This is a genomic window from Aliiroseovarius halocynthiae (assembly GCF_007004645.1).
Classification (GTDB): Bacteria; Pseudomonadota; Alphaproteobacteria; order Rhodobacterales; family Rhodobacteraceae; genus Aliiroseovarius; species Aliiroseovarius halocynthiae.
The window spans coordinates 1-23,732 of record NZ_ML660026.1 but is presented as its reverse complement, the minus strand read 5'-3'; the positions used below and the strand labels follow the sequence as shown (position 1 = coordinate 23,732).

Here is a 23,732-nt window from a genome sequence, read left to right as displayed (position 1 = left end):
CCTAAGCTGGGGGCGGGGCAAAAGACCGCCCGGAAGGGCTTAACGAGGTCGGTATTCGGCCGAATAGGACTGGACTATGGCGAATAATTCCTCTGGTGACAGCAAGAACACGCTTTACTGCTCGTTCTGCGGCAAAAGCCAGCATGAGGTGCGCAAACTGATTGCGGGCCCGACAGTGTTCATCTGTGATGAATGTGTTGAGCTGTGCATGGATATCATCCGTGAAGAAACCAAGTCGTCGGGGTTGAAATCCTCGGACGGTGTGCCGACACCACTGGAAATTTGTCAGGTGCTGGACGACTATGTGATCGGGCAGGGACACGCCAAACGCGTGCTGTCTGTGGCGGTGCACAACCATTATAAACGACTGAATCACGCTGCCGCCAACGGTGACGAGATTGAGCTGGCAAAGTCCAACATCATGCTGATCGGCCCGACTGGCTGCGGTAAAACGCTGCTGGCCCAAACGCTTGCGCGCATTCTGGACGTGCCCTTCACCATGGCTGACGCGACCACGCTGACCGAAGCCGGTTACGTGGGCGAGGATGTGGAAAACATCATCCTGAAGCTGCTGCAGGCATCCGAATACAATGTCGAACGCGCGCAGCGCGGTATCGTCTATATCGACGAGGTCGACAAGATCACGCGCAAGTCGGACAACCCCTCGATCACCCGCGACGTGTCGGGCGAGGGTGTGCAGCAGGCGCTTCTGAAAATCATGGAAGGCACTGTGGCGTCGGTCCCACCCCAAGGTGGCCGTAAGCACCCGCAGCAGGAATTCCTGCAAGTTGACACCACGAACATCCTGTTCATTTGCGGTGGTGCGTTTGCCGGTCTGGACAAGATCATTGCACAGCGCGGCAAGGGCTCGGCAATGGGCTTTGGTGCCGATGTGCGCGAGAATGATGACCGCGGCGTGGGCGAGCTGTTCAAAGAACTGGAACCGGAAGATCTGCTGAAATTCGGTCTGATCCCGGAATTTGTTGGCCGTCTGCCTGTTATCGCGACGCTCGAGGATTTGGACGCGGAAGCTCTGGTCACCATCCTGACCGCGCCGAAGAACGCATTGGTCAAGCAATACCAGCGCCTGTTCGAACTGGAAGAGGCACAGCTGACCTTTACCGACGACGCGCTGAAAGCCATCGCGAAACGTGCCATCGAACGCAAGACCGGTGCACGCGGATTGCGCTCGATCATGGAAGACATCCTGCTGGATACGATGTTCGACCTGCCTGGGCTTGAGAATGTGGACGAGGTGGTCGTCAACGACGACGCCGTGAATTCAGATGCGAAGCCGCTGATCATCTACGCGGATGCCGCGCAGGAAGAAGTGACCGCCAGCTAAGCGCAGGAAGACCGGATATCATGACGAATATCAAACGCATCTCTTCGGGTGGTGAATTCGAAGAAAAGATCGGCTACTGCCGCGCTGTGGTCGCTGGCGGCTTTGTTCATGTCGCGGGGACTGTGGGGCAGGGGGATACTGTTGAAGAACAGTGCGAATCTGCGCTCGGCATCATTAAAGACGCGCTGAAGAAAGCAGGCTCTGGCTTGGATCACGCCGTTCGTGTGAACTATTATTTGCCCGATGCGGCCGAGTTCGAGCCCTGCTGGCCGATCCTGTCAGACGCATTTGGCGATAACCCACCGGCAGCGACCATGATCGAATGCAACCTGATCGACCCAAGATTCCGTATCGAGATTGAGCTAACCGCGCTTGTGCCAGCTGACTAACGCCTGAGCAGCATGACAACACTGGACCTTGGTCGTTGTTTGCGCCATATCAAGTGTAAGAAATTTCGGAGATCGATATGCGGCTTCTTTCGCTTCTGACATGGTACCACAGTGAGACGATCGGAACCTGGCTGTTCACCCGCCGTAAAGGCGTGAAAGTTGGGGAAGATGATCAAGGCAACGTCTTCTATCGCAACCAAGACGACAGCCGCCGTTGGGTGATCTATAACGGCGAGCCCGAAGCAAGTCGCGTGAGCCCTGACTGGCATGGCTGGCTGCATCACACCTTCGACAACTGCCCTGAAGACAAGCCGCTGGCCCACAAGGCGTGGGAGAAACCGCATCAGGACAACCTGACGGGTACGGCGATGGCCTATGCTCCGATTGGGTCCCTTCGTCAGGCTGCTCCGGCCGAGCGAAGCGACTACGAAGCCTGGCAGCCTGAATAATTAGTCACGTCTGCCGGTTGCCCCGGAAACAGGGAAGTTTCGTATGAGTAACAGTCACACAACCGAAGTCGTAACGGGCAGCATCGTGCTGGCCGCTGCCGTTGGGTTCCTGATGTATGCGGGGCAAATTGTTGGCCTGTCCGGCACCAGCGCGACGCACACCTATACAGCGTCCTTCCGCACTGCTGACGGCATCTCGATCGGCACCGATGTTCGACTGGGCGGCGTCAAAGTTGGTGCTGTCACGGACATCACGCTGAATCCTGACACGTTCCGGGCGGATGCGGATTTCACGGTGCAGTCAGATGTGGCTCTGCCGGATGATACGGCCATTATTATCTCGTCCGAGGGTCTTTTGGGCGGCAACTATGTCGAACTCCTGCCTGGCGGATCCCCCTTCAATTTGGATCCCGGGGCCGAAATTGAAGACACTCAGGGCTCTGTCAGCCTGGTGCAGTTGCTGCTGAAATATGTGGCCGGTGGCGAGGATAGCGCCGAGTGATCCGCGCTGTTTTGACATTATCGGCTGCCCTTTTTGCAGCTAGTGCCGCTTGGGCCGAAACCGTTAAGGCATCCGGCGCGCATCTGCGTGGGCTGGACAAAGTGTCTGGCACGCCTGTGGACTTTCAAATGAAGGTCGGCGACACGGTTGAACTGGGCCGTCTTCGCGTCACGCTGGGTGAATGCCGGTATCCCGTGGATAACCCGTCAGGCGATGCATATGCGTGGTTGGTCGTGCGCGACGGAAATGCCGAAGAAACAACGTTCGAGGGTTGGATGGTCGCATCATCGCCCGCACTGAACGCCTTGGATCACCCGCGCTATGACGTCTGGGTGCTTCGCTGCGCCACAGAATAGGCATCAGGCAGCGGGTGTCCTTGGATATCCGCCTGAATTTCAAGCGCGTTATCTAGCAGCACGTGATACGCAGCGCGCGGGATTTCGATCGCGCCAAGACTGGCCAAGTGGGGGGTTAGGAACTGGGTGTCAAACAGCGTGAACCCACAGGTTTTCAGATGTGCCACCAGAAAGGCCAGCGCAATTTTCGATGCGTCCCTGCGGCGCGAAAACATGCTTTCGCCAAAAAACGCCCCGCCACAGGTCACACCATAGACACCGCCGACCAGTTCAGCCCCTTCCCACAACTCAAGCGAATGGGCATGGCCCTTTTGGTGAAGCTGCCTGTAAAGATCAAAGATCGTGTCGTTTATCCACGTTTCGTCGCGATCTGCACAGGCCGCCACAGTGCCCGCGAAATCACGGTTTAGCGTGATCTGAAACGGCTCGCGGCGGATGGTGCGTGCAAGGCTGCGCGAGAGGTGAAAGCCGTCAAGCGGGATGATCCCGCGGTGCTTTGGATCCACCCAAAAAACTTCGGGATCGTCGCGCCCCTCGGCCATGGGGAAGACGCCCATGGCATAGGCTTTCAGCAACAGCTCAGCAGTGAGAAGAGGAGGGGAGGGGTGGGCCAATGGCCCTTACCCCATGTTTTCGTCCAACCAGCGTTCCAGCCAGTGGATGTTATAGTTTCCGGACTGCACGTCAGGCTCGGCCAACAGGGCGTCAAACAGCGGGACTGTGGTCTCAATCCCGTCGATGATCAGCTCACCCAGCGCACGGCTTAGGCGTGCCAGCGCTTCAGGACGGTCGCGACCATGCACGATCAGCTTGCCGATCAGGCTGTCATAATAGGGCGGGATCGAATAGCCGTCATAAAGCGCGCTATCCATCCGTACGCCCAGACCGCCAGGCGCATGATACTGCGTGATCTTGCCAGGGTTGGGGGTGAAGTTCGGCAAACGCTCGGCGTTCAGACGTACTTCGATTGCGTGGCCGTTCACTTCTAGATCCGACTGGGCAAAGGACAGCTTGTTGCCTTCTGCCACAAGGATCTGCTCGCGCACCAGATCGACGCCAAAAATGGCTTCGGTCACGGGATGTTCCACCTGCAGACGGGTGTTCATTTCGATGAAATAGAACTCGCCATCTTCATAGAGGAATTCGATCGTGCCCGCGCCGGAATAGCCCATTTCGGCCACGGCGTTAGCGCAGACAGTCCCGATTTTTTCACGCTCTTTCGGGCTGATCGAGGGGCCGGGGGCTTCCTCGAAAACCTTCTGGTGACGGCGCTGAAGCGAACAGTCACGCTCGGCCAGATGGACGCCGCCGCCCTGTCCGTCACCAAAGACCTGCACTTCAATGTGACGCGGCTTTTGGAGGTATTTCTCCATGTAAACTTCGTCATTTCCGAAGGCGCTTTTGGCTTCCGAGCGGGCAGTCGAGAACGCCATGTCGATTTCAGCCTCGGACTCGGCCACTTTCATGCCGCGCCCGCCGCCGCCAGCGGTGGCTTTGATGATCACCGGATAGCCCATATCGGCGGCCACTTTGCGGGCCGTTTCAATGTCGGGCACACCGCCTTCAGATCCGGGGACGCAGGGAATGCCCAGCTTGTCCGCTGTGTCTTTCGCGGTGATCTTGTCGCCCATCATGCGGATATGCGCTGCCGACGGGCCGATAAAGGTGATCTCGTGATCTTCAAGCGCTTGTACGAAGGTCGCGTTTTCCGACAGGAAGCCGTAACCGGGGTGCACAGCCTGTGCGCCGGTGATCTCGCATGCGGCGATAATCGCGGGGATCGACAGATAGCTGTCGGTGCCGGCATTGGGGCCGATACAGACGCTTTCATCTGCCATGCGCACATGCATTGCGTCCACGTCAGCAGTCGAATGCACGGCAACGGTTTTGATGCCCATCTCGCGGGCGGCTCGGATCACGCGCAGCGCGATCTCGCCCCGGTTGGCAATCAGGATTTTATCGAACTGGGCCATGATCCGCCCCTTATTCGATGATCATCAGCGGTGCGCCGAATTCAACGGGCGAACCATCTTCGACCAGAATGCGGGTGACCTTGCCGGCACGCGGGGCCGGGATCTGGTTCATGGTCTTCATGGCTTCCACGATCAGAACGGTTTGCCCTTCAGACACAGTGTCACCAACGCTGACAAAAGACGGTGCGCCGGGTTCCGGCTGCAGATAGGCCGTGCCCACCATCGGCGACGGTACAGCGCCCGGATGGTTGGCCGGATCGTCAGACGCGGCAGCGGGTGCTTCAGCAGCAGGCGCTGCGGCAACTGTTGCAGGGGCGGCTGCCGGGGCGGCCGCTGCAACGGGGGCAGCAATCTGTTGAATGACTTCTTTTGCACGGCTGACGCGCACGTTCAGGCTGTCATTTTCGCCATAGTCGCGCATGACTTCCAGCTCGGTCAGGTCGTTTTCCTGAAGCAGCTTCGCCAGCGCTTCGATGAATGCCACATCGGTCTCGTGATTTTTCTTCGCCATGGGTCCTCACCCTTGTTTGTCTGCCCGCCTATTTATGCAGGCTTTATCTCATTGCAACGCTTATAGGACGCTAGGTAAGGGGAGAAAAGCAAGAAGGTTTGCGAAAACGCAAAATCGCCCGAATTCTGTCAGGAATTCGCGGGAAATTGGGGGCGGTTTTACCGATTTATGCCCATGGGCGTGTCAGTCTGGATGTTCGGGCGGCGATTTGGCAGGTTCTTCGAGGACCTGATCCGAGTTATCTGGCGCGGGTAGCGATGCGCGGTCGCTCTCCAACGCACGCGAAAACTCGATCTGCGCGAGCCTTTGCTGCAACTGCCGCTCCATCTCGAGCACGTTTAATTGAAAAGTCGGAGGGGGGCCGACGGGCTGATCCGGGTCCGGCGGTGGTGAATACACATCCTTTAGCAGCTTTTCCGAAAGGGGCCGAGTGTTCCCATGATCTTGCGTGTTGTGCGCATCTGCGCGGGATTTGCCGCTGCTGGGTGTTTTTTCCACACGTGTTGGATTGGGCGCGGGGCGCGCCGGTTGCTGTGCCGTAAGCGTGGCCTGCGTCCCCAACGGGGACGGGAGTACGAATTCCATTGTATGCTCCGTCAGTTACGGAGCCCCCACCAAGTACAATGATGGCTGGAAAGGAGTTACCGAATGATTAATTTGCGTAATCTTTCATTCAGAAAGGTTAACGACAGCCTAGATCGGCATGCCCGAGAACTTCGCGACCAGCTCGGGCAGCTTGCGTGCCCCGAATTTCTGCAGCAGGCGTGCGCGGTGGGCTTCGACCGTGCGATAGCTTAGCCCCAATGATAGGCCGATTTCCTTGGATGTTTTGCCTTGGCAGGTCAGGATTGCCACGTCCCGTTCGCGGGGGGTCAGCTCGACCACGGGGCGCTCTGCGGACAGGTCTGCAAAGCTCCAAACTCCTTGCCGAAAGGGGTCTTCCGGCGTCAGGCTTGTACCGCGCACGCGACACCAGAACATGTCCCCGTCTAGTCGCCGCATGATGCGTTCATCTTCATATCGCCCAGTTTCACGCAGAATATCCCCGCCGATCCGCGCCACTTTTTCATAGTCTTTCAGGGACGGATAAAGATGCTCTAGCGGCATATCTTTGAAGTTCTCGACGTCGGCACCGAACATTTCAGCAAAGCGCAGATTGCACTGCCGCACGATCCTGTTTTCGGTCAGCGCAAGCCCAGTGGGCGCGTACATGAAGGCAAGATCGGTCTGCGTCATGCCCCTATCCTGCCAAAGCTTTGGCGACAATTCAAACAGTTGCGTAGTTTTACGGGGCTTGCGCGGACATTAAGTGTCGTTCGATAGTCCAAAGGTCGATCGTGATGAAAGGGAGGTCACATGAATCTGGCACTTTGGCTTGAACGTACCGCGCAGGTAAAAGGCGACCAGCCAGCTGTGTTTCGCGGGGCAGAGCAGATTATGACCTATGCCGCGTTTTTCCGCGCTGCGCAGGGGCTGGCTGCCGGTTTGGCCGCGCGCGGTGTTGGTCCAGGCGACCGGGTTGCGCTGTTTATGAAGAATTGCCCTGAATATCTTCTGGGGTTCTATGGGGTTTGGGGGCTGGGTGCGGCGGTGGTGCCGATCAATGCAAAGCTTCATCCGAAAGAAGCCGCGTATATTATTAAGAATTCTGGCGCGAAACTGGTTCTGGTGACGGATGATTTGGCCTCTGACCTGTCGGATATTATCGACGTGCCGATGATTCATGTCGAACAAGACGAGTTCGCGGCACTTTGCGAACATGATCCGGTGGCGGTGGCGCCCCGTGCGGATATAGATCTTGCATGGCTTTTCTATACCTCGGGCACAACCGGGCAGCCCAAGGGCGTTTACATCAGTCACGGCATGATCCGTTCGACGTCTATGTCGTATTTGCTGGATTGTGACGATGTCTCGGCCGACGATGCGGTGTTCTATATGGCCCCGATGAGCCATGGCGCGGGCATTTATGCGCCCATTCACGTGGCCCGTGGTGCACGACATATCACGCCGGCCTCGGGTGGGTTTGACGAGGTCGAGCTGTTGGACACCGCCGAGGCCCAAGGGCCGCTGCAGATGTTTATGGCACCCACGATGGTGCGGCGATTTACGGATATTGCGAAAGCTGCCGGGCGGCGTGGGGACGGGATCAAGACGATCGTTTATGGTGGCGGTCCGATGTATCTGGCAGATATTGAAGAGGCGGTTGATTGGTTCGGCCCGCGCTTTGTGCAGATCTATGGGCAGGGGGAATGCCCTATGGCGATCACCGTATTATCGCGCGAAGACGTGGCGGATCGTACGCATCCGCGGTGGCGCGAACGTTTGGCTTCGGTCGGACGCGCACAAAGCGTGGTTGAAGTTCGAATTGGTGATGAAGACGGCCAGCCAGTGCCGCATGGCGTGGTGGGCGAAATCATGGTGCGTGGCACGCCGGTCATGCCTGGCTATTGGAACAATCCCGACGCCACCCAGAAGACGTTGGTCGATGGCTGGCTGATGACGGGCGACATGGGGTTCTTGGACGAAGACGGCTATCTGACCATGCGGGACAGATCGAAGGACGTGATCATTTCGGGCGGGACGAACATCTATCCACGCGAGGTGGAAGAGGCGCTTCTGATCCATCCTGATGTGCGTGAAGTCAGCGTCGTCGGACGCCCCAGTGCGGAATGGGGCGAGGATGTCGTTGCCTTTGTTGTGTTGGCGAACGGTCGCAAATTGGACGAAGCCAATCTAGATGCGCATTGTCTGGACAATATCGCCCGGTTCAAACGTCCTAAAGCCTATTTTGCAGTGCCTGAATTGCCGAAGAATAACTATGGCAAAGTGTTGAAAACCCAGTTGCGCAAGACGCTGGCATAAAAAAGGCGCGCTGTTTCCAGCGCGCCTTTTCGTGTTCTATTGTGCCTAACTCAGACCGGGCAGGGGCGCTGACGGTAGGTGCCGTCGCCGTTCGAATATGCACACATGTTGGTGTGGCTGTTGCGCGCAACCATGATGCCAGCGGCTGCACCGGCCAACGTGGTCAGAACGGTCCAGTTCTTGTTGGCGCCGATGGCGTTTGCTGTGATCAAGCCAGCGCCAATACCGGCAACGCCGCCGATGATGGTTTTTTCCTGATCAGTCAGCGGGCGGTTCATGCATGCGGTTAGCGCCAGCGACGCCACACAGGCAAGGGTCAATACGGATTTCTTCATCTTATCCTCCTAAAAGTAAGGCCGTTTCATACTCTTTCTAGGCAATTGGTGGGTCAAGGGAACTTATCAGAGCGATCTGGGTAAATCCCGGCGGGTTTTCGCCGCACCGTCGGAGTCGAATATTCAGCACGATGTGCCGATGTGGTGTAAATTTTGACCTTTCAAGCTGATCGCCTTTGAAAACTAAATGTTAACAGGCTATGAAATAGGGATCTTTTTGTAAACAACGTTGCTGTTACGTGGTGTAGTCCGAAAACCGGGTCGGCCCCGGCACGTCAATGAAAGTCGATCTGCATTATGCCTCATTCCAGACTGACAGGAAGCCGAATTCGCGAGCGCAGGCTTGTTTTGGGCCTGAAACAGGCGGCTTTGGCGAAAGAAGTCGGGATTTCTGCGGCATATTTGAATCTGATCGAACACAACCGACGCCGGGTTGGTGACGCTTTACTTGATGCGATTTCCAAAGTGTTGCGAACCGATCCAGCCGTCCTCGCAGAAGGCGCCGAAGCTGCGCTTCTGGGCGCGTTAAGCGAGGCCGATAAACGGTTGCCGCAAGCTCAGGCCGAACTGGACAGGTCCGAGGATTTCGCCGGGCGGTTTCCCGGGTGGGCTTCGCTTGTCACGGCGCAAAATCAGCGCATTCAAGAACTTGAGCAGATGGTCGAAGCCTTGTCTGACCGGCTGACCCATGACCCAGAGCTGGCCGCGTCTTTGCACGAGGTGATCTCGGCGGTGACGGCGATCAGATCAACCGCTGCCATCCTGTCCGGTGGGGGGGAGGTCGATCAGGAATGGCAAGACAGGTTCCTGCGCAACATGCGTGATGAAGGGATGCGCCTGTCGGGTGCGGCGCAGGGGTTGGTCGAGTTTCTGGACGCAGGTGCCAGCGCCGAAGTTGTGCCTATTGGCCCAGCAGAAGAGCTGGCCACATTTCTAGAGGCGCATGATCATTTCTTTCCGGTTTTGGAAGAGGTCACGGGCAGCGACGCCGGTGTACACGACCGTGCCATTGGCCGTTTGATTGCAGACAGCGACGCCCTGACCTCGCGCGAGGCGCAGGATATGGCGCGTCAGTTCCTGTCGCAGTACATGTCCGAAGCGGTTGCGATGCCATTGCAGGACTTTCAAACCGCGCGTGAGACTTATCGCTGGGGTCCGATGGCCTTGGCCCATGCATTCGATCAGCCATTGCCGACGGTTTTGCGACGTATTGCGTTCGTGCCGCCGTCAGAAGGCGGGATCGGTGCGGGTGTGATCAGTTGCGATGGGGCGGGTGCACTTGGGCTGCGCAAATCCGTTCCGGGTTTCACCCTGCCAAGATTTGGGGCCGCCTGTCCGTATTGGCCCGTGTTTCAAGCGTTGGCGCAACCCGACCGCCCCATGCAAACAGTGGTCCGGCAACCGGGCGGTGCGCGGCGGCGCTATGTCTGTCAGGCCATCTGCGTCCGGCGCGATGCGCCGTCGTTCAATCACCCACCAGCTTTGGAAGCCGTCATGCTGATCCGCGAGCTGGACGATGCGCTGGACGGAGAGGCTTTGGCACATACACCACCCGTGGAAGTCGGGTCCGCCTGCCGTGTTTGCCCCCGCCCGGATTGTGCTGCCCGACGCGAGGCGACGATCCTGTCCGCCGGTTGATCGGATGGATCGACCTGCAACCTACCGTTCTAAAAGCGTGTTTCACTTGATTGCAGCCATGTTCTTGGCGATAGTCGCGGGACGGTGCGTACTGCCGCATCTCTGGGGAGGGCTTTATGACAAAACAGGTACTGGTCATCGAAGATGAACCCAATATCGCCGAGGCCATTAGTTTCATTCTCAGCCGCGATGGGTGGAATGTGTCCACCCATGCAAGCGGAACAACTGCGGTGCAGGCGGTGCGTGATGTGCAACCGGATGTACTGATCCTTGATGTGATGCTGCCCGGAAAATCGGGTTATGATATTTTGCAGGATCTGCGCAGCTCTGACGATACGCGCGCTCTGCCGGTTCTGATGTTGACCGCACGCGGCCAAAAAACTGACCGCGAGCTGGCCGAACGTCTGGGCGTCAGCCGCTTTATGACCAAGCCGTTCTCGAACACCGAAATGCTGTCAAACCTGCGCGAGCTGGTCGGGGGCTGACAAGGGATGAGATCGCCGCGTGAACCCCTGTTTCTGGCGCGCCAAAGCTATCGCAGGCGCCGGATCGAGGACGCCGCCCGCTTGTTGCCCCTGTTCGGTGTGATCGCCTTTCTTTTGCCGTTGATGGTGGGTGGGGAAATTGGTCCGATACGGCTGGCCTATGTTTTCTCGGCTTGGTTCGTGTTGATCCTGTCCTCTATGCTTTTGGCACGGCATCTGGGGCGTGGTGTGGGGCAGGACGAACACAGCACCAACAGCATTTCAACCGTTGATACAGATGCTGCCGATGATGCCGGTGGATTGCGCTGATGCTGACCTTCAACACGTTGGTTGGTGTCTGCTTTCTGTATGTGGTCTTGTTGTTTCTTGTGGCGTTCGTCGCCGACAAGCGCGCGCGGCGCAGCAAGGTGCGGTTTCTGACCTCGCCGATGATCTATACCCTGTCACTGTCTGTCTATTGTACCGCGTGGACCTTTTATGGCGCAGTGGGTTACGCGGCACGGTCGGGGTTAGAATTCGTAACGATCTATCTGGGACCAACCTTGGTGATGATCGGCTGGTGGTGGTTTCTGCGCAAGCTGGTACGGGTCGGGCGTAGCCAAAGGGTGACGTCGATCGCGGACCTTGTGTCGTCGCGCTATGGCAAGTCGAACTTGTTGGGGGTGTTGGTCACTTTGATCGCGGTCGTTGGCACCACGCCCTATATTGCGCTTCAACTGCAATCAGTGACCCTGTCCTTCGCAGTCTTCGCACGTGACCGATCCGCCGGCTGGGCGGTCCCGGATTTGGAGCAAACTGCGTTTTGGGTGGCCGGGGGGCTTGCGCTTTTCACCATTCTGTTTGGCACGCGTAATCTTGACGTGAACGAACGTCATCACGGTGTCGTCACCGCCATCGCGGTCGAGGCCGTGGTGAAGCTGGTGGCGCTGCTGGCGGTCGGGATCTTTGTGGTGTGGGGCGTCGGAGGCGGGCCGCAGGGGATCGCCAGCGCAATGGACCAAGTCATCAAGGCCGCGCCCGAAGGCGCATGGGCATTGCAGGGCGGGCGTTGGGTTGGTCTGACATTCCTGTCCGCCGCCGCATTCCTGACCCTGCCGCGTATGTTTCAGGTGCTGGTGGTCGAGAATGTGAATGAGCGGCAGCTGGCGATGGCCTCGTGGGCGTTCCCGCTGTATTTGTTTCTGATGAGCTTGTTTGTCATCCCCATCGCCGTGGTGGGGCTGTCCCTCATGCCTGCAGGCGAGAACCCGGACCTCTTCGTTTTGACATTGCCGCTCTATTTTGGGCGGGATGGGTTGGCGATGCTGTCCTTCCTTGGTGGTTTCAGCTCGGCAACCTCGATGGTGATCGTCGCATCGATTGCGCTGGCGACCATGGTGTCGAACCACATAATCATGCCGATTTGGCTGTCGACCCGCCCCGGTGGAGCGTCAGAATATGGTGATGTGCGTCAGATCCTTTTGACCGCCCGCCGCCTGTCCATCGGGGGCATTTTGGCGCTGGGCTATCTGTATTACAGCATTTCAGGCGGGGGATCGGCGCTTGCGGCCATCGGATTGATTTCCTTCGCAGGCGTGGCGCAGGTGCTGCCTGCCATGGCCGGGGGGCTGTTCTGGCGCGGAGCGTCGCGTGGTGGCGCAGTGGCGGGGTTGATCACAGGGTTTGCAATCTGGGCCTATACGCTGTTTCTGCCCAGTTTCGGCGATGCTGGTGCAATGAGCGCCTCGATGTTGGCCCACGGACCTTGGGGGATCGAGGCCTTGCGACCGCAGGCCTTGTTCGGCGTTGATGGTCTGGATCCGGTGGTCCATGCGCTGTTTTGGTCTTTGATCCTGAATTGTGCCGTTTTCATCCTGATTTCGCTGATGTCATTTCCCAGCCCGTTGGAACGGTTGCAGGCGGCGCAATTTGTTAACGTGCTGGACCATTCCGGCCCGGCACGCGGCCGCAGCTTCAGCGCAGCTACGGCAGAAGACCTGCTGGTGATGGCGCAACAGATTATGGGGGCGGATCAGGCGCAGGCATGGTTTCAGGCTCAGGCTGAATTGCAAGGAAAACAGGGCTATCTGCCCGACACAACACCAGACTTCATCGGGCGGTTAGAGCGCGAGCTGTCCGGGCTTGTGGGCACCGCCACCGCCCACGCCATGATCGCGCAAATCCTGGGTGGGGCCACAGTTTCTGTTGACGATCTTCTTGCCGTCGCGGACGAAACCCAACAGATGCTAGAGCAAACCACGCAACTGGAAACCAAGCAGCGCGAGCTGACCTTGACCGCGCGCCAGCTGTCTGAGGTGAACGAGAAGCTGACCCAGTTGTCGATCCAGAAAGATGCGTTCCTCAGCCAGATCAGCCACGAACTGCGCACCCCTATGACGTCAATCCGCGCGTTCTCGGAAATTCTGCGCGATGGCGGTGCCGATGATCCGCAGGCGGCGGCGCGCCATGCGTCGATCATTCATGATGAAAGCGTGCGCCTGACCCGGCTTCTGGACGACCTTCTTGACCTCAGTGTGCTGGAAAATGGGCAGGTGCAATTGAACCCACGCCGCGAGGTGGTGCGCGAGGTGCTGGACCGCGCGATCGCGGCCACAAGCTCGGTCATTGATCACGAAAATATGCACATCCACCGCAACCGCTCGGATGAAGGCATTGCACTTTATACCGATACGGACCGGCTGGCGCAGGTGTTCATCAATCTGATTTCAAATGCCGCAAAGTACTGTGATGCCAAGGAAAAACGTCTTGCGATTCGGGTGCGACAGCGTGGGGGCAGGCTTCAGGTTGATTTTGTTGACAATGGGGGCGGTGTGCCGCTGGAAAGCCAGTCGATGATTTTCGAGAAATTTTCGCGTCTGTCTGACCATTTGGCCGCCGGGGGCGCGGGTCTTGGCTTGGCCATCTGTCGCGAGATCATGGACAAACTTGGGGGAGAGATCACCTATTTGCCGGGCCAAAGCGGGGCGGCGTTTCGTGTGACTTTGCCAGTGGGGAACCCATCTACATTTGCCCGTGGTGCAGAGGCTGGTGTCAACCATTTGTAAACCTTGTCTTGGCAATGTTGGGGCGATCTATCGCTTGGAACATACATGGCCGATCCAGACACATTCAGCGTAATGCAGCGCAAAGCCGGTGCAGGGCGACCACCCTCAGCGATTTGCCCAATTTCCGTGACCGGAGCGCTCGGAAATGCGTTGCGTCGCACCGGGCAAGACGTAGCTGGAACCGTTCTTGCGCCCCAGTCGATCAGCGAAGGTAAGGCGGTGCTGGATGACGTTCTGGCCGATCTGCCAGAGCAGGGGCTTATATGTATGGTCGAAGGACCCGATAGTAGTTTCGGCATGGTTATTTTGGACAGTACTGTGGTGACGGGTCTTGTCGAAGCGCTGACCATTGGAAAAGTGACCTCGGCCGCAGCCCCTGATCGCGCGCCGACGCGGACAGACGCGGCTATCTGTGCTGACTTCGTTGATCGCATGTTAGAATGCTTTGAAGTCGAAGTGCAGGAAGCTGCTTTGGACATTGCGCCTCGTGTTTCAGGATTTCGCTACGCGCTGCCACTCATGGACCCTCAGACAATCTCGCTGACGCTGAACAACGTGATTTATCGCACGTTGCGGGTGGAACTGGATCTGGCGGGTGGGGCAAAGCAAGGTGCCCTAAGTCTGATCCTTCCCTTTGACGCGCCCATTAAGCCCATGCAGGGCAAGGGGAGTGGGGATTCGATGCGAACTATCGCAGATGTTGCAATGACCTGTCATGCGGAGCTGCGTGCGAATTTACATCAGATTCAAATGCCAGTTGCGGACATTACAAACCTCGAGGTTGGGATGGTTTTCCCAGTACCGCTTCAGGCGTTGAGACATGTGGATCTTCTGGATTCCAAAGGTGAAGTCGTCACAATCTGCCGATTGGGGCAGATGGATGGGCAACGCGCGTTGCGGATCGGGGGCGGGACGTTATTGGATATTAGCCCAGAAACGACTTTGTCCCGTAACGTCACTGCTGGATCCGAAGCGGCTGCTGTTCCACCCATGGCTCATCCAGAAACGCCAGAACACTAAGTATCTCATCGCTTGACCTGCATCAAGGCAGCTTCTTTCGCCCCGCGCCACAGTTGGGCAAAGGAGACTTCTATGGTAGACGTGAACAGGTACCGCGATATTCTGAACGCCCGGATGCAAGAGCTGGACAAGCGACTGCACGAGATCGAAGACGAGCTGGACAGCCACCAATCGAAAGATTGGGAAGAACTGGCCGTCGAGCGTGAAGAAGATGAGGTGCTGGAAGGGCTGGGAACGTCCGGTCAGACCGAGATTGCCCAGATTCAGGCCGCCTTTGCCCGGATGGATGACGGTGAATTTGGATACTGCGCTGAATGTGGAGCTGAAATCTCACCTGAGCGCCTGAACCTCCTGCCACATACCCCATTTTGCCGGGATTGTGCGGCGAAGCACGCCTAAGGAAGTCACTGCCTGAGGAGGGACGGTGGCATCCAGTATGCCCCAGACGCCTATTGATTTGATATGAAAGGGAGGACGTCATGGCTTTTGAAGAACTTAAGGTCGCAATAAGCTTAATTTTGGACGAGATCGCAAAACGACCAGAAGATCGACATGTGCTGCAGGAACAGTTGCGCGAAAAACTCTCAGAGCTGGAAAAAATGGGACTACCTGCACCAGAGGAGATCCGCCACTTCGAAGAAGAGTTGAAGCAGGATGGTTCGGAAGATCCATTCGATAATCTGCCTGTCTAAGAAGTTTTTTCCTCTGGCGGGGTGGTAAATCCGACCGATTGGTCGGAAAAGGTGTGCCGTTTGCGCCAACAGCCATTGACAAATGCGGTGCGGATCTGCCCCTTGAAGGAAGCTGATCAAGGAGGACCTATGACCGAGCCCGTCACCCTGCGCGTCGATAATTCTGTCGCGATCATCACCATCGAGAACCCCCCGGTTAATGCTCTGAGCCACGCTGTGCGCGCAGGCCTAAGCGATAAAATTGAGATCGCAGTCGCGGATGAGACGGCGAAGGCGATTGTGTTGCGGGCCGAAGGGCGAACCTTCCCTGCCGGAGCGGATGTGCGTGAATTCGGACGCCCGCGCGAGGCACCGATTTTGTCGGATGTCTGCGCGCTGTTGGAAGACTGTTCTAAACCGACAATCGCAGCGGTACATGGCAGCGCGCTGGGTGGTGGGTTTGAGCTCGCGCTGGCCTGTCATTACCGCGTCGCGCAAAAAGCGGCCAGGTTTGGACTCCCGGAAGTGAAGTTGGGTGTTTTGCCGGGGGGAGGTGGAACCCAACGTCTGCCTCGGATTGTCGGTGCAGTTGTCGCACTAGACTTGATGCTGACGGGCAAACCGCTTGGTGCGCAAACTGCGTTGGATTTGGGCGTGGCAGATCTGGTGGTAGAGGCCAATCTGGATACGGCTGCGATGACGTTGGCCGGGCAGCTGATCGCCAATGGTGGGGCCACGCGGCCAACTCGGGATCGGAGCGAGGGACTGCAAGACCCCGGAGGGTTTGTGAATGCAGTAGCAGCTCGTCGTGAAAAGGTAAAAAGTGACCCGCTGCCATCGGTTGCGCGGATCGTTGATTGTATCGAGGCCGCGCAGATTTTGCCTTTTGACGCCGGGATCGCGATGGAACGTGCTGCGTTTGACGATTGTGAAGCAAGTGCTGAGGCCAATGCAATGCGTCATGCGTTTTTTGCGGAGCGCCGCGCCTCGAAAATACCTGAGCTTGAGGGTGCAACGCTGCGGCCCATCAAAAGCATTGGCGTTGTTGGGGCAGGGACCATGGGGTCCGGCATTGCGATTTCCTGTCTGGATGCGGGGTTTCCTGTCGTGCTGGTCGAGCGGGATCAGGACGCGCTGGACCGTGGCGTTCAACGCATTGTTGCGAATTATGACAAATCGGTCGACAAGGGCCGCATCGACACTGCCACAGGTGTCGAGCGATTGGCACGCTTGACCAGTACCACTTCGATGCATGAACTGGCCCCGGTCGATCTGATCATCGAGGCGGTGTTCGAAGACGAGCAGGTCAAGCGCACCGTTTTTACCCAGCTAGATACAGTGATGAAGCCGGGCGCGATCCTTGCGACCAATACATCGTATCTGGATATTGATACGCTGGCGGCGACGATTTCGCGCCCACAGGATGTGGTCGGCTATCACTTCTTTTCACCTGCGCACATCATGAAGTTACTCGAGGTTGTAGTGGGCGACCAGACTGATCCAAACGTGGTTGCTACCGGGTTTGATCTGGCGCGTAAACTGCGCAAAGTTCCAGTACGCGCAAGTGTAGCAGATGGTTTCATCGGAAATCGCGTTTTGGCGTCCTACCGCTTGGCAGCGGATTTCATGCTCGAGGATGGTGCATCGCCCGCGCAGATCGACGCAGCGATGCGTGCATACGGTTTTCCCATCGGTCCTTATCAGGTACTGGACATGGCCGGGTTAGATATATCCTGGGCGCGGCGAAAGCGTTTGGCGGCAAGCCGTGCGCCGGAAGATCGCTATGTTGCGATTGGGGACAAGATTTGCGAACAGGGCTGGTTCGGCCAGAAAGCCGGTCGCGGTTACTATATCCATGATCAGGCGGGAACGCCTGTGGAAAATCCGGACGTACTGGCCATTATCGAGGCTGAGCGACGTTCTAAGGGCGTTGCGCTACGGGCATTTTCGCAGCAGGAAATACAACAGAGATGTGTCTTTGCGATGGCGAATGAAGGCGCGCGTCTGGTGTCTGAGGGGGTTGCGCTGCGGCCTTCAGATGTTGATGTTGTTCTGTTGTATGGCTATGGTTTTCCACGGTATCGCGGCGGGCCGATGATGGCCGCAGATCAGGCGGGACTATTGACTGTGAAGAACGCTCTGATCAACTGGCAAAGCGAGGAGCCGCGTTTCTGGGTGCCATCCCCACTGTTTGATGAGTTGATCAAGAACGGACGAAGCTTCGGCGACCTTTAGACGCTTGCGAGTTCGAGGGGGCCGGGAGCGGCCCCACCACGTCTCACACTAGCGATACGCCCAGAATAACGCACATCAGGCCCAGAACCGACACGCCCAACGCGCCCAAATTCAGCACCAAAGCTTTTTGCATACGCGCGCGCAACGCGGCTTCTTCGAGCCCCTCGCGTTTGGCTTTCATGACTTTGAGTGCGCTTGCCACCAACCCGATCAGGCCAATGGCGGACATGATAGCCCCAACGATAATCAGCCATTCCATGGCGGTCTCCTTTTGATTTCTTTGCGCCTACCGCGCGGGATGCCGCCGCGCAAGTCCTGTGAGGCCTTGAAGGCATCAATCTGTCGGGCTAAAGCGGTTAGCAGCAACGCCTGTCACGATTTGCGGGCAACCATCACAGGTAAGAGGGCCCAATGGACGAAGATCATCAGACCCAAAGCAGCTATCGCGTGACCGCAGACGAGCTTCGCCAGTTCGTAGAACGTTACGAACGTCTGGAAATGGAAAAGAAGGACATCGCCGACCATCAGAAAGAGGTGATGTCCGAGGCCAAGGGTCGTGGGTACGACACCAAGGTCATGCGCAAAGTAATCGCTCTGCGTAAGCGTGAACCCAATGACATAGCGGAAGAAGAAGCCGTTCTGGATATGTATAAAGAAGCCTTGGGTATGTAAGCTGGCTTTGATACGCGCGGAATTGGGCCCTTCGGGGCCCTTTTTATGGGGTCAACAATGTAACGCCGGTAATGCTTGCGATGTCTTGTAGGTCACGCTCATAGTTTTCAGACAGATCGTCCACCAGATCCTGCGTCCACCCTGGTAGCGAGACCTCCCTTTCAACTGTGTCATCTCGCGCGAATTTTTCCATGAACGCGTTTAAGATACGCGCGCGCTGCGCGCTGGACTGAAACGGATTCTCATCCACATAGGCCCGCAAACGGGCCATGCCTTCACGCGCGGTAATCTGTTCAAGAATATCGAACTCACCGGAGTTCAGCGAGACAGATGGTGCGAGCCCCGCAATGCTGCGCATGACGTCGGGCCAGATCACGGGGGTATCTTCGTTGCACCACACAGTTATCGGCGCATCGGGACAAGCAGTGCGGATGTTCTCGACGACATCGGACCAGAACAGATCGCGCGGATCAATCGTTTCCAAGATTGGCGGGCGCTGATCATCGTTCACGGCGTCAATGATATCAGGGTAGAAATTGGCGATATTGCTGATTCCAAGGAAGAAACTAACCTCGTGATCCGGGAATACATTTCTCATCCAGGCTGTGTTTCGCTCTGCAAGTGGATAGAGGCGACGATCTTCCAAAGCTCGGTGATGCACACCCAGCGAATGCTGATGTCCCAAGATGACCCGATCAACCTTCTGCGAGTCGACCAGTTCGTCAATCAGCATGTCCTGAGTCTCGACCGTTGCGACACTTCCCTTTAGCTTGACCATGATCTGTCCCAGCAGGCCACGATAGCGCATCGGGCCAGGAACTGCGACGCCGTGTGACAGCAATTGATCGGCGTTTTTCAGCAACGATTTGGTCAGATGGTCGCCATCTGTACAATGTGCACCGATATGGATCGCGATTTTCATGGGGCGCCTGTGTTCTTTTGTCCTGCACAGTGAAACATACTGGGGATTTCTGGACAGTTAAACAGATTTCAGGTTAAAGCCAAAGCATGGTTGAGCAAAAGACTCAGATAGAGGCGTCCGCGCGCGTTTGGCATCGTATAAACGTCTGGTCCATCGGGGCATTTGTGATCGCATTTCTGGTGGTTCTGCCCATTCTCTCGATTCTGTGGCTGGCCTTCACGCCCGAAGAAAATGCGTGGCCACATCTGATGGCAACAACCCTGCCGCGCTATGTGACCAACACGGTGGTTATTTCTCTGTCAGTGGGGATCGCCTCGGCCTCTGTGGGTACGGGCGCTGCTTGGTTGATTACTATGTATCGCTTTCCTGGTGCGCGCTGGCTTGAGTGGCTTTTGCTGACCCCGTTGGCCATCCCGGCCTATGTAGGCGCCTATGCGCTGGTTGATTTTCTGGAATATGCAGGCCCCTTGCAGACGGGGCTTCGGACATTGTTTGGCTGGGAAACGGCGCGGGACTATTGGTTTCCAGAAATTCGGTCGCGCTGGGCTGCCATTATTGTGCTTGCAGCTGCATTGAACCCTTATGTGTTTTTGTTAGCCCGCGCGGCGTTTCGAGAGCAATCCGCAGATGCGTACGAGGTCGCCCGCGCTCTGGGGGCAGGGCCGTTTGCGCGGTTCTGGCGCGTGGGTCTTCCACTTGCGCGCCCTGCCATTGCGGCTGGAGTAGCCATTGTGATGATGGAGACGGTTTCGGATTTTGGGGTCGTGGATTACTTCGCTGTACAGACCCTGACTACGGGGATCTTCACGGTTTGGCTCGAGGGCCACAATGCAGGCGGCGCGGCTCAAATTGCATTGGTTATCCTAGGCTTCGTGCTTGTGCTCGCCGCGCTCGAGAAAATCGGTCGTTCAAAAAGCCGTTTCTATCGCATGTCGCGTCAAAGTCGTCCTGTCGAACCACGTCAGTTGGGGCGTTGGTCCGGGCTGGCAGCCTTTACTGCCTGTGCGATTCCATTCGCGATTGGCTTTGTACTGCCTGTCATCGTCCTGTTCTCGCATGCTGTGTCAAAACCCGAGTACTGGCTGTCCAATGGGCTTTTCTCCGCGCTGGTCCATACATTGACAGTCGGTTCGGTTGCCGCACTTGTTTCAGTGCTTGGCGCATTGTTTTTGGTTTATGGCGTGCGCCTTTCGGGCAGCGTGTTGGCACGCAAGTTAATGCCGATTACGACGATTGGCTATGCTGCCCCCGGCGCAGTTCTTGGTATTGGTATCCTGATCCCAATGGCTGCGGCGGATAACGCCATGGCCGATGGGATCCTCGCTGTGACTGGCTGGGACCCGGGGTTGGTTATGACGGGAACGGCCTTCGCCGTAATCTATGCTTACTGTGTGCGCTTTTTTGCCATCGCCCAAGGTGCCAGTGATGCCGCGTTCGAACGAGTCTCGCCCAATATCCCGATGGCGGCGCGATCATTGGGCCGTTCCGCCCGTGGAACCTTGATTGAGGTCTATTTTCCTCTGATCCGCGGTTCAGTGGGGACGGCACTTTTGCTTGTCTTTGTAGACAGCGTAAAAGAGCTGCCAGCGACCTTGCTTTTACGCCCATTTAACTATGGAACATTGGCCACGCGCGTTTATGAACAGGCGTCGCTGGAACAGTTGGGGCAAGCCGCGCCCCCCGCGTTGATGGTCATTTCTGTCGGTCTCTGTGCAGTCGCATTGATGGCCCGTGCGAGCCGCCGTTGAATTTTGCTTGCACCTTTCGAAAGAAGCAATTAGATCGTCCCCGAGTGCCCCTATAGCTCAGCTGGTAGAGCAACTGATTTGTAATCAGTAGGTCCGCGGTTCGAGTCCGTGTGGGGGCACCACCGAACATACTTGTTCGCCTTATTTCCTTGGTTTATTGGGCTTTTCGCCGCTGTCCTGAGACACATTTGGGACACATGGCGGAACACAAAGCATGGCGATAACGATGAAACTCAACCACGTAGATGAACTTTCAGGTGGCCGTAAGCGGTTCCGTAGACGATTCCCTAAAGATGTTGTTCCGATAGTTGGTAAGACCTTTCTGCAAGTGGCGATGAAGGCCCGCGAAGGTTCCGCCCTCGTGCAAGAGCATCACGCGTTGATGGCTGAGTTTGACAAGCAAGTCTCTATCGCCCGTGGAGAAACTTTGCTGACCCCAAGAGAGCAATTCCTAGTCGATGTAGAGGAGGCCAAGACACTGCTGTCCGGCGTAACTGGACTGAATGACCAGTATGACGAGCAACTCGGTGTTTGGGTCGATGGCGGCAAAGCGGAGGTTCTTGCTGAGGCACTGTTGGCCTCGGGCGCTCGTTCGTCACTCATTCAAGCGGTTGCCAATCCACAACAACTACCTCCCGCCCACACTCTTGAAGACGCTCGTTTACTGTACCTGAAAGAGCGGATTGGCGACGACAGGCCGAAGTCAGTTCGCCTTGACCGCGTCTGTGGCTACATGGCTGACACGTTCGGTCCGTTGAAGGATTTTGCGTTGCTTGATCTGAAACGAGAACATGCCCGCTCCCTTCGAGATGCAATGCTTTCCATGCTCAAGAAAGATGGGACGCCTCGTGCTGTTTCGTCGGTCAAACGTGAACTGAACATGGTCCGCGCCATGGTTGGTATCGGTAGCCGTGAGTTTGATTTGTCAGACAAGATGGGGAACCCATTTGAAAAGCTAGATATGCCTAAGGCCACACAGACACTCGAAGCCCGCGACGAACGAGACCCGCTTCCAGTTGATCTAATCAAGGCGATGAGGGGCTGCTTAGAGAGGTCATGCAAGTCACGTGAGTTGCTTCGTATCTGGAACTTGCTTTCGGGTACAGGTTGCCGCATGGCTGAGATAACAGGTCTACTTGTTGATGAGGTGATTCTTGATCACGAAGTACCCCACCTTGTAATTCGCCCGAACTCGGTTCGCAGTCTCAAGACGCGTTCATCGGTTCGTAAGGTGCCACTTGTAGGGCTTGCTCTGGATACTGCTCAAGAGGCAGTGAGAGAGTCGCACAGTGCTGATGAGGCTACGCCGCTGTTTCACACCTATGCCAAGCCCCGTGGTGCTGACGGGGCCTCTCAGGCGCTCATGAAACACCTCAGGAAAGTCACAACTAACCCTCGCCATACGAACCACAGCTTGCGTCATTCAATGAAGGACTGGCTGCGAGAAGCTGGCGTTCCAACATTGGAGCAAAACCTCATTCTTGGTCACACCTTAGGGGGCGAGGGGGACACGGCTTATGGGGGTGAACTGGCGAAGCTGCGGGTGACCCATAAGGCACTGCTTAAGGTGAGTGATCTGGGTTTGCTGGCGTAGCTTCGGTCGCCGCAGCGCTCTACGCGTTATCAGGTTTCCGGTTTTTTGTTGCGTCACCGAAAAAAAATGAATGTAGCGCCGGGGATAGAAAATCCCGTGCAACTTACAGAGTATCAATAGGCTGGATATTGTTCAGTGACATGCTCGTCACTCAGTAGTCGGTGTATGAAATAATCTGCAAAAATAAAGGCTTGATTGAGTTTATTGAGGTTCTTAGGTGGTGTCGGAATCCATAGCAGGAACTTTCAGTATATGATCTCGACCCCAGCCCCTTCACCGACCCCAGGCGCCCTTTTGGCATCCTCGATCAACGACCTTCACCGAACCATCCAACGCGGTGAGAACCAGATGAAGCACTACGCTGCTGACATTGGCATGATGCTGATCGACAAGAAGGCTGAGCTGAAGCATGGGGAGTTCATCCCTTGGGTCTAAGAGTGGTGTAACTTCACCCGAAAGAGGGCGCACGAGTACATGAAGGTGGCAGAAGCCAAATGTCACTCGCGGGTAGCATTTGACCAATGCACCTCAATACGCGAAGTCCTCGCCTTAGGGAAACCTTCACGAACCCCCAAACCAGAACGCCGTTCAGCCACCCTTGACGACCTCCGCAAGGTTGAGCGTCTACGTGCCCTGAGGGACGACCCGTCGGCCACTGAAGGGGAGCGTGGTAATGCCCAAAGGAAACTTGACGAGATCGAGAAAGAGATTGGGGAGGTGGAGCCTGAAAAGCAGACCAAGCAGCTGACCACGAAAGAGCTGTCTGAAAGTTTGACTAAGGTGGCCCTGAAGAAAGCCCCACGAAACCAAGAAGCGTACAGAGTGATCGAGTACGCAATCCAACATACCTACGGGTTCTCTGAGGAGAACCTTCAACGCATTCTGAACATCCTAAAAAACTTCTAAACGTACCCCCTCTGAATAGGAATACAAATGACCCAGAATGCGGGGTGATGTGTTGAAAACCGAAAAGCGCAATAT

Annotated in this window: 27 protein-coding genes and 1 tRNA gene; 20 read left to right on the top strand and 8 right to left on the bottom strand. The window is 56.7% G+C overall.

Annotated features, from left to right (window positions below):
* Positions 1-76: 76 nt before the first annotated feature.
* From clpX to FIL88_RS14685, 5 genes are all read left to right on the top strand, one after another.
* Positions 77-1,345 (top strand): ATP-dependent Clp protease ATP-binding subunit ClpX, encoded by a 1,269-nt coding sequence (clpX, locus tag FIL88_RS14705; protein WP_142854637.1) that lies wholly within the window; start codon positions 77-79, stop codon positions 1,343-1,345.
* 20 nt (positions 1,346-1,365) lie between these two features.
* The gene (locus FIL88_RS14700; protein ID WP_142854636.1) at positions 1,366-1,734 is read left to right on the top strand and encodes a RidA family protein; all 369 of its coding nucleotides are present in this window, start codon (positions 1,366-1,368) and stop codon (positions 1,732-1,734) included.
* A 77-nt stretch (positions 1,735-1,811) separates the two neighbouring features.
* Positions 1,812-2,183: an NADH:ubiquinone oxidoreductase subunit NDUFA12 gene (locus tag FIL88_RS14695; protein WP_142854635.1), complete on the top strand. Its 372-nt coding sequence runs from the start codon at positions 1,812-1,814 to the stop codon at positions 2,181-2,183.
* A gap of 43 nt (positions 2,184-2,226) precedes the next feature.
* Positions 2,227-2,685, top strand: coding sequence for an outer membrane lipid asymmetry maintenance protein MlaD (mlaD, locus tag FIL88_RS14690; protein WP_142854634.1), 459 nt, complete (start codon positions 2,227-2,229; stop codon positions 2,683-2,685).
* Positions 2,682-3,041 carry a DUF2155 domain-containing protein gene (locus tag FIL88_RS14685; RefSeq protein ID WP_246066739.1) on the top strand — a complete coding sequence of 120 codons (360 nt, stop codon included), beginning with the start codon at positions 2,682-2,684 and terminating at the stop codon, positions 3,039-3,041. Before mlaD ends, FIL88_RS14685 begins: the two co-directional genes overlap by 4 nt.
* Here the strand turns inward: FIL88_RS14685 and aat are convergent.
* The 5 genes from aat to FIL88_RS14660 form a co-directional block, all read right to left on the bottom strand.
* On the bottom strand, positions 3,005-3,655 hold the full coding sequence (gene aat, locus FIL88_RS14680) for a leucyl/phenylalanyl-tRNA--protein transferase (RefSeq protein WP_281281315.1): 651 nt from the start codon (positions 3,653-3,655) through the stop codon (positions 3,005-3,007). The two genes, FIL88_RS14685 and aat, sit on opposite strands and share 37 nt — an antisense overlap.
* 6 nt (positions 3,656-3,661) lie before the next feature.
* Complete coding sequence (gene accC, locus FIL88_RS14675; RefSeq protein WP_142854633.1) at positions 3,662-5,014, bottom strand: acetyl-CoA carboxylase biotin carboxylase subunit; 1,353 nt, start codon at positions 5,012-5,014, stop codon at positions 3,662-3,664.
* Positions 5,015-5,024: 10 nt separating this feature from the next.
* Complete coding sequence (gene accB, locus FIL88_RS14670; RefSeq protein WP_142854632.1) at positions 5,025-5,525, bottom strand: acetyl-CoA carboxylase biotin carboxyl carrier protein; 501 nt, start codon at positions 5,523-5,525, stop codon at positions 5,025-5,027.
* Positions 5,526-5,708: 183 nt separating this feature from the next.
* A complete protein-coding gene (locus FIL88_RS14665) occupies positions 5,709-6,110 on the bottom strand; it encodes a hypothetical protein (RefSeq protein WP_142854631.1) in 402 nt (133 codons plus the stop codon).
* 108 nt (positions 6,111-6,218) lie between these two features.
* On the bottom strand, positions 6,219-6,761 hold the full coding sequence (locus FIL88_RS14660; protein ID WP_142854630.1) for a LuxR C-terminal-related transcriptional regulator: 543 nt from the start codon (positions 6,759-6,761) through the stop codon (positions 6,219-6,221).
* A gap of 120 nt (positions 6,762-6,881) precedes the next feature.
* Between FIL88_RS14660 and FIL88_RS14655 the strand changes: the two genes are divergently transcribed.
* Positions 6,882-8,387 (top strand): AMP-binding protein, encoded by a 1,506-nt coding sequence (locus FIL88_RS14655; protein ID WP_142854629.1) that lies wholly within the window; start codon positions 6,882-6,884, stop codon positions 8,385-8,387.
* A 50-nt stretch (positions 8,388-8,437) separates the two neighbouring features.
* Here FIL88_RS14655 and FIL88_RS14650 read toward each other — a convergent pair whose 3' ends face one another.
* Positions 8,438-8,722: a glucose-6-phosphate isomerase gene (locus FIL88_RS14650; RefSeq protein ID WP_142854628.1), complete on the bottom strand. Its 285-nt coding sequence runs from the start codon at positions 8,720-8,722 to the stop codon at positions 8,438-8,440.
* Positions 8,723-9,019: 297 nt separating this feature from the next.
* Here FIL88_RS14650 and FIL88_RS14645 point away from each other — a divergent pair, with 297 nt between their 5' ends.
* From FIL88_RS14645 to FIL88_RS14610, 8 genes are all read left to right on the top strand, one after another.
* Complete coding sequence (locus FIL88_RS14645; RefSeq protein ID WP_142854627.1) at positions 9,020-10,360, top strand: helix-turn-helix transcriptional regulator; 1,341 nt, start codon at positions 9,020-9,022, stop codon at positions 10,358-10,360.
* A 116-nt stretch (positions 10,361-10,476) separates the two neighbouring features.
* Complete coding sequence (locus tag FIL88_RS14640; RefSeq protein ID WP_142854626.1) at positions 10,477-10,845, top strand: response regulator transcription factor; 369 nt, start codon at positions 10,477-10,479, stop codon at positions 10,843-10,845.
* A gap of 6 nt (positions 10,846-10,851) precedes the next feature.
* Complete coding sequence (locus FIL88_RS14635) at positions 10,852-11,154, top strand: hypothetical protein (RefSeq protein ID WP_185960970.1); 303 nt, start codon at positions 10,852-10,854, stop codon at positions 11,152-11,154.
* A complete protein-coding gene (locus FIL88_RS14630) occupies positions 11,154-13,889 on the top strand; it encodes an ATP-binding protein (protein WP_142854625.1) in 2,736 nt (911 codons plus the stop codon). The genes FIL88_RS14635 and FIL88_RS14630 overlap by 1 nt, the downstream gene beginning before the upstream one ends.
* Positions 13,890-13,934: 45 nt before the next feature.
* Positions 13,935-14,909, top strand: a complete 975-nt coding sequence (locus FIL88_RS14625) for a FliM/FliN family flagellar motor switch protein (RefSeq protein ID WP_142854624.1) — start codon at positions 13,935-13,937, stop codon at positions 14,907-14,909.
* 72 nt (positions 14,910-14,981) lie between these two features.
* Positions 14,982-15,308 (top strand): TraR/DksA family transcriptional regulator, encoded by a 327-nt coding sequence (locus tag FIL88_RS14620; RefSeq protein ID WP_142854623.1) that lies wholly within the window; start codon positions 14,982-14,984, stop codon positions 15,306-15,308.
* Between the two features lie 80 nt (positions 15,309-15,388).
* Positions 15,389-15,601, top strand: a complete 213-nt coding sequence (locus FIL88_RS14615; RefSeq protein ID WP_142854622.1) for a hypothetical protein — start codon at positions 15,389-15,391, stop codon at positions 15,599-15,601.
* Between the two features lie 129 nt (positions 15,602-15,730).
* Positions 15,731-17,815, top strand: a complete 2,085-nt coding sequence (locus FIL88_RS14610; RefSeq protein WP_142854621.1) for a 3-hydroxyacyl-CoA dehydrogenase NAD-binding domain-containing protein — start codon at positions 15,731-15,733, stop codon at positions 17,813-17,815.
* Positions 17,816-17,858: 43 nt separating this feature from the next.
* On the opposite strand, the gene FIL88_RS14605 is transcribed toward FIL88_RS14610, so the two are convergent.
* A complete protein-coding gene (locus FIL88_RS14605) occupies positions 17,859-18,074 on the bottom strand; it encodes a hypothetical protein (RefSeq protein WP_142854620.1) in 216 nt (71 codons plus the stop codon).
* Between the two features lie 152 nt (positions 18,075-18,226).
* Here FIL88_RS14605 and FIL88_RS14600 point away from each other — a divergent pair, with 152 nt between their 5' ends.
* Entirely contained in the window at positions 18,227-18,487 is a 261-nt protein-coding gene (locus FIL88_RS14600) for a DUF2312 domain-containing protein (protein ID WP_142854619.1), read from the top strand.
* Positions 18,488-18,530: 43 nt separating this feature from the next.
* Here the strand turns inward: FIL88_RS14600 and FIL88_RS14595 are convergent, their stop codons facing one another.
* Positions 18,531-19,409 carry a hypothetical protein gene (locus FIL88_RS14595; RefSeq protein ID WP_142854618.1) on the bottom strand — a complete coding sequence of 293 codons (879 nt, stop codon included), beginning with the start codon at positions 19,407-19,409 and terminating at the stop codon, positions 18,531-18,533.
* Positions 19,410-19,495: 86 nt separating this feature from the next.
* On the opposite strand from FIL88_RS14595, the gene FIL88_RS14590 reads away from it, so the two are divergent.
* The 5 genes from FIL88_RS14590 (at position 19,496) to FIL88_RS14570 (ending at position 23,657) form a co-directional block, all read left to right on the top strand.
* Entirely contained in the window at positions 19,496-21,157 is a 1,662-nt protein-coding gene (locus tag FIL88_RS14590; RefSeq protein ID WP_142854617.1) for an ABC transporter permease, read from the top strand.
* Between the two features lie 46 nt (positions 21,158-21,203).
* Positions 21,204-21,279 (top strand) — tRNA-Thr (locus tag FIL88_RS14585).
* Positions 21,280-21,371: 92 nt separating this feature from the next.
* The gene (locus FIL88_RS14580; protein WP_142854616.1) at positions 21,372-22,751 is read left to right on the top strand and encodes a tyrosine-type recombinase/integrase; all 1,380 of its coding nucleotides are present in this window, start codon (positions 21,372-21,374) and stop codon (positions 22,749-22,751) included.
* A 252-nt stretch (positions 22,752-23,003) separates the two neighbouring features.
* Positions 23,004-23,186 (top strand): hypothetical protein, encoded by a 183-nt coding sequence (locus tag FIL88_RS14575; protein WP_142854615.1) that lies wholly within the window; start codon positions 23,004-23,006, stop codon positions 23,184-23,186.
* 39 nt (positions 23,187-23,225) lie between these two features.
* The gene (locus tag FIL88_RS14570) at positions 23,226-23,657 is read left to right on the top strand and encodes a hypothetical protein (RefSeq protein ID WP_142854614.1); all 432 of its coding nucleotides are present in this window, start codon (positions 23,226-23,228) and stop codon (positions 23,655-23,657) included.
* Positions 23,658-23,732: the final 75 nt, after the last annotated feature.

Coding starts and splice junctions, on each gene's coding strand:
- clpX (WP_142854637.1), top strand. CDS start 77: ATGGCGAATAATTCCTCTGGTGACAGCAAGAACACGCTTTACTGCTCG.
- FIL88_RS14700 (WP_142854636.1), top strand. CDS start 1,366: ATGACGAATATCAAACGCATCTCTTCGGGTGGTGAATTCGAAGAAAAG.
- FIL88_RS14695 (WP_142854635.1), top strand. CDS start 1,812: ATGCGGCTTCTTTCGCTTCTGACATGGTACCACAGTGAGACGATCGGA.
- mlaD (WP_142854634.1), top strand. CDS start 2,227: ATGAGTAACAGTCACACAACCGAAGTCGTAACGGGCAGCATCGTGCTG.
- accC (WP_142854633.1), bottom strand. CDS start 5,014: ATGGCCCAGTTCGATAAAATCCTGATTGCCAACCGGGGCGAGATCGCG.
- accB (WP_142854632.1), bottom strand. CDS start 5,525: ATGGCGAAGAAAAATCACGAGACCGATGTGGCATTCATCGAAGCGCTG.
- FIL88_RS14665 (WP_142854631.1), bottom strand. CDS start 6,110: ATGGAATTCGTACTCCCGTCCCCGTTGGGGACGCAGGCCACGCTTACG.
- FIL88_RS14660 (WP_142854630.1), bottom strand. CDS start 6,761: ATGACGCAGACCGATCTTGCCTTCATGTACGCGCCCACTGGGCTTGCG.
- FIL88_RS14655 (WP_142854629.1), top strand. CDS start 6,882: ATGAATCTGGCACTTTGGCTTGAACGTACCGCGCAGGTAAAAGGCGAC.
- FIL88_RS14650 (WP_142854628.1), bottom strand. CDS start 8,722: ATGAAGAAATCCGTATTGACCCTTGCCTGTGTGGCGTCGCTGGCGCTA.
- FIL88_RS14645 (WP_142854627.1), top strand. CDS start 9,020: ATGCCTCATTCCAGACTGACAGGAAGCCGAATTCGCGAGCGCAGGCTT.
- FIL88_RS14640 (WP_142854626.1), top strand. CDS start 10,477: ATGACAAAACAGGTACTGGTCATCGAAGATGAACCCAATATCGCCGAG.
- FIL88_RS14635 (WP_185960970.1), top strand. CDS start 10,852: ATGAGATCGCCGCGTGAACCCCTGTTTCTGGCGCGCCAAAGCTATCGC.
- FIL88_RS14630 (WP_142854625.1), top strand. CDS start 11,154: ATGCTGACCTTCAACACGTTGGTTGGTGTCTGCTTTCTGTATGTGGTC.
- FIL88_RS14625 (WP_142854624.1), top strand. CDS start 13,935: ATGGCCGATCCAGACACATTCAGCGTAATGCAGCGCAAAGCCGGTGCA.
- FIL88_RS14620 (WP_142854623.1), top strand. CDS start 14,982: ATGGTAGACGTGAACAGGTACCGCGATATTCTGAACGCCCGGATGCAA.
- FIL88_RS14615 (WP_142854622.1), top strand. CDS start 15,389: ATGGCTTTTGAAGAACTTAAGGTCGCAATAAGCTTAATTTTGGACGAG.
- FIL88_RS14610 (WP_142854621.1), top strand. CDS start 15,731: ATGACCGAGCCCGTCACCCTGCGCGTCGATAATTCTGTCGCGATCATC.
- FIL88_RS14605 (WP_142854620.1), bottom strand. CDS start 18,074: ATGGAATGGCTGATTATCGTTGGGGCTATCATGTCCGCCATTGGCCTG.
- FIL88_RS14600 (WP_142854619.1), top strand. CDS start 18,227: ATGGACGAAGATCATCAGACCCAAAGCAGCTATCGCGTGACCGCAGAC.
- FIL88_RS14595 (WP_142854618.1), bottom strand. CDS start 19,409: ATGAAAATCGCGATCCATATCGGTGCACATTGTACAGATGGCGACCAT.
- FIL88_RS14590 (WP_142854617.1), top strand. CDS start 19,496: ATGGTTGAGCAAAAGACTCAGATAGAGGCGTCCGCGCGCGTTTGGCAT.
- FIL88_RS14580 (WP_142854616.1), top strand. CDS start 21,372: ATGGCGATAACGATGAAACTCAACCACGTAGATGAACTTTCAGGTGGC.
- FIL88_RS14575 (WP_142854615.1), top strand. CDS start 23,004: ATGATCTCGACCCCAGCCCCTTCACCGACCCCAGGCGCCCTTTTGGCA.
- FIL88_RS14570 (WP_142854614.1), top strand. CDS start 23,226: ATGAAGGTGGCAGAAGCCAAATGTCACTCGCGGGTAGCATTTGACCAA.